The sequence below is a fragment of the Mesorhizobium sp. M7A.F.Ca.AU.002.02.1.1 genome (assembly GCF_003998535.1).
GTDB classification, from domain to species: Bacteria; Pseudomonadota; Alphaproteobacteria; order Rhizobiales; family Rhizobiaceae; genus Mesorhizobium; species Mesorhizobium ciceri.
Genome location: NZ_RZPB01000113.1, coordinates 1 through 11,810 on the forward strand (window position 1 = coordinate 1; position 11,810 = coordinate 11,810).

Sequence of the window (11,810 nt, forward strand, 5' to 3'; positions counted from 1 at the left end):
CCTTCCCCTCCTCCCGGGGTTTGCCCACAAAACCGGCGCCCGCCGCACCTCCTCCCGCGGCGGGCGCTGTTTCCCAGGGGCAAGACGAATTTTGCTCCAGAGGTTTCGCCCCTTCTAAAAATGGCGAAAGGAATTTCGTCAAAGCCGACCTCCTCCCCGGCGATGACGAATATGGCCGGCCTTCACCTCCTCCCGAAGGTCGACCCGAAAAACGACACCCGCCGGACCTCCTCCCCCGGCGGGTGTTGTTGTTTTCACGAGGCGCTCCCATCAGCAGCTGTTTGCCCCGCACCGCGCACGGCAATTGCAATCGCCGCACCAAGCGATTATTCCGGCGCTCATGAGCAAAAACCCAATCCACATCATCGGCGGCGGCCTCGCCGGTTCCGAAGCCGCCTGGCAGGCAGCGCAAGCCGGCGTGCCCGTCATCCTGCATGAAATGCGGCCCGTTCGTGGCACCGATGCGCACAAGACCGATAGCCTGGCCGAGCTCGTCTGTTCCAATTCCTTCCGCTCCGACGACGCCGACAACAACGCGGTCGGCCTGTTGCACGCCGGAATGCGGCTGGCCGGCTCGTTGATCATGAGCGCCGGCGACGCCAACCAGGTTCCGGCCGGCGGCGCGCTGGCCGTCGATCGCGACGGATTCGCCGATGCCGTGACGAAAAAACTCGAAGCACACCCGCTGATCACCATCCGGCGCGAGGAAGTGCCAGGTCTGCCGCCGACGGATTGGGACCAGGCGATCGTTGCCACGGGTCCGTTGACCGCCCCCGGGCTTGCCCAGTCGATCGCGGAAGCGACCGGCGCCGATGCGCTCGCCTTCTTCGACGCCATTGCGCCGATCATCCATTTCGACACGATCGACATGAATACCTGCTGGTTCCAGTCGCGCTACGACAAGGTCGGGCCAGGCGGCACCGGCAAGGACTACATCAATTGTCCGATGGACAAGGACCAGTACCTTGCCTTCGTGCAAGCGCTGGTCGACGGCCAGAAAACCGAATTCAAGCAATGGGAAGGCACGCCCTATTTCGACGGCTGCCTGCCGATCGAAGTCATGGCCGAGCGCGGTGTCGAGACGCTACGCTACGGGCCTATGAAGCCGATGGGGCTGACCAATGCCCACAATCCGACGGTAAAGGCCTATGCCGTCGTCCAGTTGCGGCAGGACAATGCGCTGGGCACGCTCTACAACATGGTCGGTTTCCAGACCAAGTTGAAGCATGCCGAGCAGGTGCGCATCTTCCGCACCATACCGGGTCTCGAAAACGCTGATTTCGCCCGTCTCGGCGGCCTGCACCGCAACACCTACATCAACTCGCCGACCTTGCTCGACGCTTCGCTGCAACTGAAGTCGCGGCCCGGCCTGCGTTTCGCCGGCCAGATCACCGGCTGCGAAGGCTATGTCGAAAGTGCGGCCATCGGCCTGCTCGCCGGCCGCTTCGCCGCAGCGGAGCGGCTCGGCCTTGCTCCGTCCCTGCCGCCGCTGACCACGGCCTTCGGCGCTCTGCTCAACCACATCACCGGCGGTCATATTGTCTCCGATGACGAGCCGGGAAAGCGCTCATTCCAGCCGATGAACGTCAATTTCGGCCTGTTCCCACCTGTCGAAGCTCCGAAGGCCGAGGGCAAACGCATGCGCGGCAAGGACAAGACCGTTGCCAAGCGGCACGCCATCACATCGCGTGCGCAGGCTGATTGCCGAGAATGGCTAGGGCTGCCGGCACAAGCGCAAGCCGCCGAGTAGTCCGTGGCCAAGCACTCCGAGCTGCACCAGCTTCTGCCGTCGGACCTGCCGCCGAGTGGCGAACCTTTCGCCGGCGACTACGAAATTTGCTGGAGCATCTATGTCAGATGCACCAACCTGCGGAAGCTGCGCGAAGTTCATATACCCGCTATCGAGGCGCTAATAGGTCAGCCTCACGGGGGCCAAGGTTGGCTGTACGAAAATGAAAATTACAATGAGAACCGTGATCGAAGCTTGAAGAGAATCATTGCCGTTCAGCCTGTCGAAGGTCCCTACAATGACCGGCTAATTCTGGATTTCATGAAAGCGATCTATTCGCTGTCATCCTTCTGGGCGATCCAAGCCCGTCTGGATCCCTCACATCCTCATGGCGCCTACCTCAGTGCACGATTCACGCAGGAGGCTCCCAGCTCGGAGGCGCCGGCTATTGTCGACGCGCTGGTTGAGTTCGAAGCCAATTTTACAGATTTGGGGGGCCATGAATTCGGCCGGCATTTCGGCACAACTCGGCGCATTAGCGCCACCATGCCGGATGGTTCGGAAGCTGGCCGGGCGAAACCCAGGCGCTAGGACCTCATCGTTGGCCGCACGGATGAAGCAGGATACAATCCCACTTGCTGTCCAATGGGAGCCGTTCCACGGAATTCGCCGAGAAACTTTCTGTCACAGTCACGCCAGCAATGGCCCGCCTTATCCGCCAAAAAGTCGAAGACGGCTCTTTCGGCTCGGCGAGCGAAGTCATCCGCGCGGCGCTCCGGGCCTTCCAGCGCGAGGAAGAGGAGCATGCCGAGCGCCTAGCCGCGATCCGGGCCAAGATAAAGGCTTCGATCGAAGATACGCGTCCCGCTATTCCGCTGGATCACGCCATCGCGCAAGTGAGGGAACGAATCGCGCAATTGGCGTACGACAGCGATGACGACGGACCCTCCTGACATAAGAAGTTCTACTCGGCGGGCTCGACACCCACGCTTGGCAACCCAGGCTTCCCCGCCTCAGCAGGATTTCGCCTGACATAGGCAGCCTTCAAACTCTCCGAAGTCTCGCGCGAGCCGTCATGGCTCCAGCCGGGAGGCTTGATCAGATAGTTCAGGCGATCGCTCAAGGTCAGACCGGGCGCAAAGGCATCCCTGAACATGCCGATCCATTCATGGAATGCCACTTTCAGCGGATTGAAGGTGCCGAGATTCCTGACGATGCCGTAGCGCGGCCGGTCTTCTTCCAGTTCCCCGACGAAGGTGCCGAACATGCGGTCCCAGATGATCAGCGTGCCGGCATAGTTGGCGTCGAGATAGCGCGGATTGGTGGCGTGGTGGACGCGGTGGTGTGAGGGCGTGTTGAAGACGAACTCGAACCAGCCCCACATCTTGCCGATGGTCTCGGTGTGGATCCAGAATTGCCAGACCAAATTGAAGCCGAAGGTGAAGGCAATCACCGCCGGGTGGAAGCCGAGCAGCACCAGCGGCGCCTGCAGCACGAACATGAAGGTGAACAGGCCCGTCCAGCTCTGCCGCAGCGCTGTCGACAGATTGTAGTGCTGGCTGGAATGGTGGTTGACGTGTTCGGCCCACACCCAGCGCACCCGGTGCGCGATGCGGTGATAGAAATAGTAGCGCAGATCATCGAGCAGGAAGGCCACCAGAAAGACCCAGATCGACAGGCCGAGATTGAAGACGCGGAACTGCCAGAGCCACAGCAACGCCCAGTAGGACACGACGCCAAGCAGCAGCCCGGCAACGACATTGCCGGTACCCATCATCAGGCTGGTCAATGTGTCGCGCGTTTCGAACGAACCCTTGGCACGGCCGGTGCGCACCAACCAAAGCTCGATCAGGATCGCGACAACGAAGAACGGGATGGCCAGTTGAGTGACCTGCGGAAAATTGTAGTCGTCCATCATGCCGCCTCTCCGCCGAAACTCTGCGGCTCAAGCGCCTTCAGCAAGCCTTGCGCATCCGTTGCGCTGGCAAAGCGGAAGCGGCCGCCCTTCCAGGTGAAATCGGCGAGCCGCAGCGAGACCGTATTCCCGTCTCCAGCGTCCAAAATCGTGACATCTTGAGGCGTGACGATGCGGGTCAAGAAGCAGTCGCCTACGCTGTGAACGATCCCGAAGCGCCCTCGCCCGATATCCAGGAACGCGGTCCCGGCATCTGCTGTCAGGCGGACTGCCGCCACGATCTCGTCGGGAAAATCCTCGGCGAACCGGCTCTTCGCATGATCTGCGCCACTGAGCGTCGCCGTCTTGCTGCCGCCAGTGAAATGCACCGCGGCAACCGACAGCGCGATGCCAAGGGCGACGATCGCAACCAGCAAAGGCAAGCTCATTGAATGGGTATCTCCTCCGGCCGGCCTGTCGTCTATGGCGACAGTTTTGGCGCGGAGACTTCTTAGCACGGTTGACGTTTACGTCAAAGTGCTGGCCAACCCTTGCTCGCGCGGCGCAGCAATAGCCAATGCCGGCGCAAGGCCGAGAGCCGCGCCACGCCACCGAACGGCGAGCCATTCTCCATCTTGCCGAGATAGGCGCGCGACAGGGCCAGCGGCAGGAATGCCGGGCGCAGCGAGACCGGGAGAGCCGGTGCGCCTTGCTCGAAGGCGGAAAGATGTTCCCGTGCCAGCGCCATCATCGCCGCCACCGCGCGTTTGGCGCCGGATCCGCCGTCGCCGGTGACGCATTCTTCCGGCGACGATCCCGCTGCCGCCAGAATGTCGGCCGGGACAAAACATTGTCCGCGCTGGCGGTGCAGCGGCAACAGCAGCAGCAGGCCGGTCATCGCCTGTGCGCAGCCTGCCCTGCCCGCCAGTTCGGCAAAGCGCGGCGCCTCGACGGGATCGAGCACCATCGCCGCAAGCTGGATGAGCGCTGCGGCCGTCTCGCCGCAATAGCCTTCCAGATCGGTGCGCGACGGCATCGGGTCGTCGTAGAGGTCGAAGATGCGCGCATCGAGCATGTTCTCGAAGGCCGGCTTCGGCAGGCCGAATGTCGCTATCGTAGCGTTCACGGCTTCGGCAGTGGGATGGCCGGCGCCGGCCTCGCCGCCGGCGGCAATGACATCGCGCCACCATTGCAGCCGCACCTCGCCCGGTAGCGCCTCATGGATGCGATCGCGAATACCTGATATCTCCGCGTTGAAGGCGTAGAGCGAAAACAGCGCGTCGCGCTTGCCGTCCGGCGCGTAGAGCGCGGTCAGATAGCGATCATGATCGGCGGCGCGCACCGCGTCCATGACGATTTCAGCGCTTCGAGACATGTCAATCGACGGCAATGAGCGCGGCGGCCACGGCGCGCTCTTCCGCCAGAAGGACATTGTAGGTCCGCACCGCGGCCCCCGTCGACATCGGGTCGGATGCAACGCCGGCGGCCTTCAGCGCGGCCCGCAATGCAGCGGGCAACGGCCGAAGATCCCTGCCCATGCCGACCAGCAGGATCTCGATCTTGTCGGCCTCGGACAGCAGCCTGTCAAAATCCGCCACCGTCAGCGCCAAGGGGTCCACCGGCTCCCAGCCATGGATGCCGGATGGCAGACAGAGCAGCGAACCGCGATGCGACATGTCGGCAAAGCGGAATCCGCCATTGCCGTAGGCTTCGATCGGCGCGCGGCCCGGGAAATGCGCCTCGCGGATGACGATGCCTTTGCTGGTCACCGTTAAACCTCTTCGGGGGCGCGCGTCAGGTCGCGACCGCCTTGCCGCCATTGACCGGCTTCTCCTCGTCGGCCGTAGCCTGCGGCCGCAGTTTGAACAGGATCAGCAGCGGGGCGGCGATGAAGATCGACGAATAGGTGCCGAAGATGACGCCGAACAGCATGGCCATGGTGAACGAGCGGATCACCTCGCCGCCGAAAAGCACCAGCGCCAGCAGCGCCAGGATCGTCGTCACCGAGGTCAGCGTCGTTCTCGACAGCGTCTCGTTGATGGCGTTGTTCAGGAGTTGCGGCAGCGGCATGCGCTTGTATTTTCGCAGATCCTCTCGGACACGGTCATAGACCACGATCGTATCGTTCAGCGAATAGCCGATGATCGTCAGGATCGCCGCCAGTGACGACTGGTTGAACTCCAGCCCGGAGATGACGAAGAAGCCGAGCGTCATGACCACATCGTGCACCGTCGCCACGATGGCGCCGACCGCGAACTGCCATTCGAAGCGGAACCAGACATAGATCAGGATACCGAGCAACGCGATCAGCATGGCGATCGTGCCTTGCTTGGCGAGCTCGCCGGACACGGTCGGTCCCACCACTTCGACGCGGCGGAAGTCATAATTATCCTGCAGCTCGCCGCGCACCTTGTCGATGACGGTCTGCTCGGCATTTTCGCCACCATCCTGCGTCCCGACGCGGATCAGCACGTCGTTCGGCGTACCGAACTGCTGCACCTGGACTTCACCGATGTTGAGTTCGGTCAGCCGCGCGCGGAGGTCGGCGAGATCGGCATTGCCGCTCTTGGCCTGCACTTCGATCAGCGAACCGCCCTTGAAATCGATGCCGTAGTTGATGCCGACGGTCATGAACAGCACCACCGACAGGATCGAAAGTGCGCTGGACAGCGTGAACGTCCAGCGACGGATGCCCATGAAGGGGATCTTGGTGCCGGGCGGAACGAAGGTCACCGGCGCCTTCGGCAATTCCTTCGGGCGAGTACGCCGCAGCCAGATCGAGACCAGCAGACGGGTGAAGGTGAAGGCGGTGAAGACGGTCGTCAGAATGCCGATGGCATAGGTGATGGCAAAGCCCTTCACCGGCCCGGTACCGAGATAGAACAGCACCACGGTGGCGATCAGCGAGGTGATGTTGGAATCGACGATGGTCGCCAGCGCCTTGGTGAAACCGGTATCGATCGCCTGGATGACCGAGCGGCCGGCGCGCCGCTCCTCGCGGATGCGCTCGTAGATCAGCACGTTGGAATCGACCGCCATGCCGATGGTCAGCACGATACCGGCGATACCAGGCAAGGTCAGCGTCGCGCCAAGCAGCGAGAGCACGCCGACGATCATCGCCACGTGCACCGCCAGCGCGATGTTGGCGAGGAAGCCGAGGAAGCCGTAGGCGACGAACATGAAGGCAACGACGAGGATAGAACCGATGATGCCGGCAACCTTGCCGGCATGGATCGAATCCTGGCCAAGGCCCGGACCAACGGTACGCTCCTCGATGACGGTTAGCGTCGCCGGCAGCGCGCCGTGGTCCATGCCGAATTCGAAGACGAAGCGGTCTATTGCTTCGGTGGTGACCCCGGGCTGGACCATCGGCACCAGCTCGTCGAGGCAGCGCGCGGTGAGATCGCATGCCTTGCGCATGCCGGCAAAGCCGTCCTCGCCATAGAGGCGGATCTGGCCGGTATTTCTGAGCGGGGCCGTGGCAGCGTCGAGATAGGTGACCATTTTGTCCGTGTAGCGGGTAGGGCCCTGCAAGAGAGCCGACGTGAAGATCTCCCCAGATTTGGCACTTGAGGGCAAAAGGTTCAAGGAAGAACTGCCCGATGCACCCGCACAGTTCGAGATATTCGCCTTGCATGGGCGGTTCAGCGACCCAAGTGACGACACATTTCTGGGCCAAAAGCCGGTCAAAGCAACTTTTGACGACGAACGGCGTTGCTGCGGTGGCGCCAGTTCGGGAGACAGGAAATGGACAGACTGCAATTCGAGGTGCCGGTGCGCATAGCGCCCGCGCCCGGCCTGCCGGTCGAGGAGATCTACGGCGTCGAACAGGCGCTCGATTTTCTCCAGGACTGGCCTGCGCGCCGTCAGGGCCCGATCTACCAGAAAGCCTTCAACGCCTGCTTTGGGGCCACGGTAGACGTGGTCAAGACCGAGGATGCTTGCCGGGCGTTCATGGCGTTTTGCCGGGCCAGCGGACTGATGGCCAGGGATATGATGACGCCGCGCAAGCGCGGCGGTGAGGCGAGGGCGCTCCAGGCCTAAGGGCCGCCGCCGTTTCGCCTGCCCCCCACTGCAACCAATGAAGCGCGTTTGACGCACAGGCGATGTCGCGAGCGTATCGTTGCGTCCCCGCACCCACGTCAGCGCCGTTAAGCTTCCGTTTCCACCTTCCCGGCTACGCCATTGCTTGTTGGCAATGGTTGATTCGTTGCGTCAGTCTCATGGTTCGGAAGATGTCCCCAGAAAAAATCCGTGCATTCCCGATCGACCGTCAGGTATTCTTGGTCAGAGAGGTTGCTGCCAAGCTCGGCAACCTGCATGGCGAGACCGCCACCTCGTTCTGGAGGGCCAAGGCGTCGGAGTTGCTCGATCTTGTGGTCGGCTCCGGCAGGGACAGAACAGCAGCCAGCGATGAAGTGCGCAGGTTTTTCCAAGCCGTGCAAAGAGAGATGTCGGCCGGGGTGGTTGCGGAGCCGATGCCGATTCTTTCCGCTTGAAGAAAATCCTGCACAGCTTTGGCTTCCCACTGCATTCTCCAACAGTGCGAGCAGCAACACATCGGTGTTTGCTGCCTTCGACGGCAAGTTCGCTGATCGGGTGCGAACCCATGGCTGCCTATCGCAGGCGGATGCTCTAGGACATCGATGCTCTCTCTCGCCGCCTCCCGCTGGCCCTAGCCCTTCTCGCTTGCCAGGAAGTGCGCTCGCGCGTTGATCAGCCAGCGAAGCACTTCTTTTTTGAAGCCAATGGACCACTGCTCAAAAATGCACCGAACTTTTTAGCCATTCGTTCATTTATGCGTGCTTTCTAATCTAAGCCATGGCCTTGAATAGCTTCACCCGTGTTCGGCTTGTAATGGACGCCATGCGCCGGAGCACGGGCGCAAATGTCGCCACCATTTTTGCCCTCACCTTGCCGGTCGTTGTCGGCGCTGCGGGCTTCGGCGTCGAGACCTCCTATTGGTACTACAACAGCCTGAGATTGCAGGCGACGGCCGATGCAGCCGCCTATGCCGGAGCGCTCGAACAGATTTCGGGTTCCGACAAGCCGACGATCGTCGCGGCTGCGACCCAGTCCGCGGCGTCGAACGGGCTGGGCTCGGGCACGATCGTCGTCAATACGCCGCCCGCGTCCGGACCGAATACGGCGAAAAAAGCGGTCGAGGTGATCGTCGGCCAGAAGCTCGACCGGATGTTCACCCTGATCTTCACACAGGAAAAGGTTCCCGAACAGGCGAGGGCGGTGGCCGTCATTACCGATGCCTCGAGTGCTTGCATGCTCGCGCTCGATCCGTCCGCGTCGCAGGCGGTGCTGTTTTCCGGCAGCACCAGCGTTAAGCTCACCGGCTGCTCGGTCATGTCCAATTCCATCGCCTCCGACGCCATCAAGCTTCAGGGCGCGGCCGGTCTGCAGGCCGATTGCCTGATATCGGCGGGCGGTGTCTCTCTCAGCAATCCCGTCACCCCCGTCTGCGCGGCCCCGATCACCCAGGCACTGCCCGCCGGCGATCCCTTTGTCGACCTGCCGGCCCCGGTGGCCGCGACCCCCTGCCTGAACGACAACAAGGCGACGCTCGGTCCAGGCACCTATTGCAGCGGCATGAACCTGAAGGGCAACGTCACGCTTTCGCCCGGCGTTTATGTCGTCCAGGGCAATCTCAAGATAAACGCCAACGCGGCCATCACCGGCGCCGGGGTGACCATCTTCATGTCCGGCAGCTCGACCGTCAGCATGAATGGCAATGCGTCCGTGAAGCTCAGCGCGGCGACTTCGGGCACCTACTCAGGCGTTCTGTTCTACGGCGACAGGACCGGCATGAGTGCATCCAGCACATTCAACGGCACAGCGGACTCGCTTTTGACCGGGGCCATCTATTTCCCCAAGCAGCAAGTGAGCTATCTTGGCAACTTCTCGGGCAATGGCGGCTGCACCAGGGTCGTCGCAAATACGATTCAATGGTCCGGTAATTCAACCATCAATCAGGATTGCTCGAGCCTCGGAGTGCCCAACATTCCAGCCGCGCGGTCCGTGGCACTGTCCGAGTAGCTCCGTGGGGCGCCGGTCGATGCCGATCCTCGGCGATGATTCGGGCGTTGCGGCGGTCGAGTTCGCGATGGTGCTGCCCATTCTGTGCCTGGTGCTGCTTGGTATTCTGGACGGCTGGTCCTACATAACGAGTTCACTGTCGATGCGCGCCGGTGTGAAGACGGCCGCGAACCTGGTCATGAGCGGATCGACCGATGATGCGGCGACCCAGGCCCTTGCCATTGCGAGCTGGGAAAATCGGCCGGAAGACGGCCAGGTCACGCTAAGCCACATCCGTATGTGCGGGACGACCGTGGTCGACGCTTCCACCATGTGCAGTGGGCCCAAGGTGCCGTCGATCTATGTCCAGATACAGGCATCGGGCACCTGGGTGCCGCCAATTGCCTTCGGCGCCTTTGCCGCTCCCACCGTCATCGGTCACCAGGAGGTGATCCGTGTCCGCTAGGGTAAGCGCGTTGCGGCGGGATCGATCGGGCGGGGCCGGGCTGGAGTTCGCGCTGATCGCCCCCTTCCTTGTCATGCTGCTGTTCGGAATATTCGCCTTTGGCTGGTCGATGCACTCGGTCTCCAGTGTTCGCTATACGCTGGAGACGTCAGCGCGCTCGCTGCAGCTTAAGAACACGCTGACCCAGGCCGACATTCAATCGATCGCCACGCAGAAATTGCAGGCCTTGGGGTTCAAGGACGTGAACGTCACGATCGCCATCGACCCGGTGAGCGGCGGCTTCCGCATGGCGCATCTGACCGCCGCCTATGCCTTCGTCATCGACTTCCCCTACTTCAGTTCCTTCCCGATCAACTACGCGACAACCGTTACCGTGCCGCTGCTTGGCAGCGGCTAGGCTGTGGCCTGATAGCCTCGCGCGCCGGGGCTCTGCCAATGCACCGGTTTGGCGGTCGTGGCGCAAGCTTGGCACTCGGCCTGCTTTTTATGGCACGGGGCTAGCTAATATATTCGTTAGTGCTAATATTAAGATTACGTTACGTCATGTTCGACCATCTGTCGGGTGCAATGTGGGGGTTCCAATGAGAGTGGCTGTATTGTGCGCGGCTGTTGTTTTCGCTGCGACCGGTGTCGCTGTTGCCAAGGAAAAGAAGGCGGCGGTCAGTGACGCTGCCGCCTTGTGTTCCACGAAACCGTCGACCAAGAAGCCCGTTGCAAATCTGGACTGCGGTTTCACCGGAACCGCCAAATCGGAAGATAGCGGGGCAAAGGCAGAGCCGCGTCTCGGATACGACTCCAATCCGTGGATCATAACAGGCTTTTGACTTTGCACTGTCGGATGCCGGTTGAAGCGCTGAAGAGGGTCGTCTTGAGCGGCGCGCGACCCGTTCTCATGTAGGCTCCCGCACGCAAACTAGGCAAATAAATACGGACTTGCCACTCGGGGCTTCGCCCCGTTGTCGCAATGCCGTGAAAGCCCAACTCGACCGTGCAATAAAAAGCCCGCCACGGGGGCGACCTGCGGCGGGCTCTTGGAGCGGCTACATCCCTTAGGAATCGACCACTTTGTAGCAGGATTATGACCCGTGTGGCCGCGTTGGCCTATGGTGTGATCGCGGAAGACTGCGCGTCAGTTGAAGAGAGCAGCAGAGAGCCAAGCGAAATTGCCGACATTGGGAGGGAGGTTTGCGCCAAACGCAAATTTTTCTGGTACGCCCAAGGGGAATCGAACCCCTGTTACCGCCGTGAAAGGGCGGTGTCCTAACCGCTAGACGATGGGCGCGCTCAGACGAAGCGGCTTATACTGGCGTTGTGCGCAACCGGCAACCCGTCAGGTGCCACCTTGGACAACTTTTTTCCAGGCCTGCCAAATCAACGGTTTGCCGAGGGCTGGCAGGCTTGACGATTAGCGGCGACACCCATCGTTTCGTCATCCACGGGCGGAGCAAGGAGCGCTCCGTCGCGAAGACCCGAGGATGACGAAGTTGGGGACGCTTCAGCCTATCTCGAATGTTCAGGAGGCTGGAACGATATTGCCGGAACGGCCTTGGCGGCTGACAGGCGTAGGCCGTCAAATAGCGCTGCTAGCCGTCACCGCCGCTGCGCCGGCGGCAGCGCCAGTTCCAGTCGCGCTCGGGACCGACGTCGACGTGAACCGATTCTGTGTGGCAGTATGTGCCGACACCGCCGCGACC

General features: G+C 61.9%; 12 protein-coding genes, 1 tRNA gene and 1 pseudogene. 8 read left to right on the forward strand and 6 right to left on the reverse strand.

Features of this window, described 5'->3' with window-relative positions:
* Positions 1-340 precede the first annotated feature (340 nt).
* The 3 genes from trmFO to EN879_RS09970 are packed head-to-tail and all read left to right on the forward strand — an operon-like array spanning position 341 to position 2,682.
* Positions 341-1,750: a methylenetetrahydrofolate--tRNA-(uracil(54)-C(5))-methyltransferase (FADH(2)-oxidizing) TrmFO gene (trmFO, locus tag EN879_RS09960; protein ID WP_127274033.1), complete on the forward strand. Its 1,410-nt coding sequence runs from the start codon at positions 341-343 to the stop codon at positions 1,748-1,750.
* Positions 1,751-1,753: 3 nt separating this feature from the next.
* Positions 1,754-2,320, forward strand: coding sequence for a hypothetical protein (locus EN879_RS09965; RefSeq protein WP_063168112.1), 567 nt, complete (start codon positions 1,754-1,756; stop codon positions 2,318-2,320).
* A gap of 44 nt (positions 2,321-2,364) precedes the next feature.
* Positions 2,365-2,682 carry a type II toxin-antitoxin system ParD family antitoxin gene (locus tag EN879_RS09970; RefSeq protein WP_013531311.1) on the forward strand — a complete coding sequence of 106 codons (318 nt, stop codon included), beginning with the start codon at positions 2,365-2,367 and terminating at the stop codon, positions 2,680-2,682.
* Between the two features lie 11 nt (positions 2,683-2,693).
* Here the strand turns inward: EN879_RS09970 and EN879_RS09975 are convergent, their stop codons facing one another.
* The 5 genes and pseudogenes from EN879_RS09975 to secF all read right to left on the reverse strand — a co-directional run.
* Positions 2,694-3,644, reverse strand: a complete 951-nt coding sequence (locus EN879_RS09975; protein WP_174564975.1) for a sterol desaturase family protein — start codon at positions 3,642-3,644, stop codon at positions 2,694-2,696.
* The gene (locus tag EN879_RS09980) at positions 3,644-4,072 is read right to left on the reverse strand and encodes a hypothetical protein (protein ID WP_027160420.1); all 429 of its coding nucleotides are present in this window, start codon (positions 4,070-4,072) and stop codon (positions 3,644-3,646) included. Before EN879_RS09980 ends, EN879_RS09975 begins: the two co-directional genes overlap by 1 nt.
* A gap of 83 nt (positions 4,073-4,155) precedes the next feature.
* Positions 4,156-4,998: a phytoene/squalene synthase family protein gene (locus EN879_RS09985; protein WP_164774363.1), complete on the reverse strand. Its 843-nt coding sequence runs from the start codon at positions 4,996-4,998 to the stop codon at positions 4,156-4,158.
* 1 nt (position 4,999) lies between these two features.
* Entirely contained in the window at positions 5,000-5,443 is a 444-nt protein-coding gene (locus EN879_RS09990) for an Mth938-like domain-containing protein (protein WP_050580472.1), read from the reverse strand.
* Positions 5,418-6,926, reverse strand: a pseudogene (gene secF, locus EN879_RS09995) (protein translocase subunit SecF); the annotation flags it as partial. The gene EN879_RS09990 and the pseudogene secF, both read right to left, overlap by 26 nt.
* A gap of 444 nt (positions 6,927-7,370) precedes the next feature.
* On the opposite strand from secF, the gene EN879_RS10000 reads away from it, so the two are divergent.
* From EN879_RS10000 to EN879_RS10020, 5 genes are all read left to right on the forward strand, one after another.
* Positions 7,371-7,667, forward strand: a complete 297-nt coding sequence (locus tag EN879_RS10000) for a DUF982 domain-containing protein (RefSeq protein ID WP_013532001.1) — start codon at positions 7,371-7,373, stop codon at positions 7,665-7,667.
* 191 nt (positions 7,668-7,858) lie between these two features.
* Positions 7,859-8,122 (forward strand): DUF6074 family protein, encoded by a 264-nt coding sequence (locus tag EN879_RS10005; RefSeq protein WP_013532000.1) that lies wholly within the window; start codon positions 7,859-7,861, stop codon positions 8,120-8,122.
* Between the two features lie 322 nt (positions 8,123-8,444).
* Complete coding sequence (locus EN879_RS10010; RefSeq protein ID WP_164774364.1) at positions 8,445-9,671, forward strand: pilus assembly protein TadG-related protein; 1,227 nt, start codon at positions 8,445-8,447, stop codon at positions 9,669-9,671.
* 19 nt (positions 9,672-9,690) lie between these two features.
* Positions 9,691-10,116 (forward strand): TadE/TadG family type IV pilus assembly protein, encoded by a 426-nt coding sequence (locus tag EN879_RS10015; protein ID WP_032808908.1) that lies wholly within the window; start codon positions 9,691-9,693, stop codon positions 10,114-10,116.
* On the forward strand, positions 10,106-10,513 hold the full coding sequence (locus EN879_RS10020) for a TadE/TadG family type IV pilus assembly protein (protein WP_013531997.1): 408 nt from the start codon (positions 10,106-10,108) through the stop codon (positions 10,511-10,513). The genes EN879_RS10015 and EN879_RS10020 overlap by 11 nt, the downstream gene beginning before the upstream one ends.
* Positions 10,514-11,323: 810 nt before the next feature.
* Here the strand turns inward: EN879_RS10020 and EN879_RS10030 are convergent.
* A tRNA-Glu gene (locus EN879_RS10030) sits at positions 11,324-11,398 on the reverse strand.
* Between the last annotated feature and the right edge of the window lie 412 nt (positions 11,399-11,810).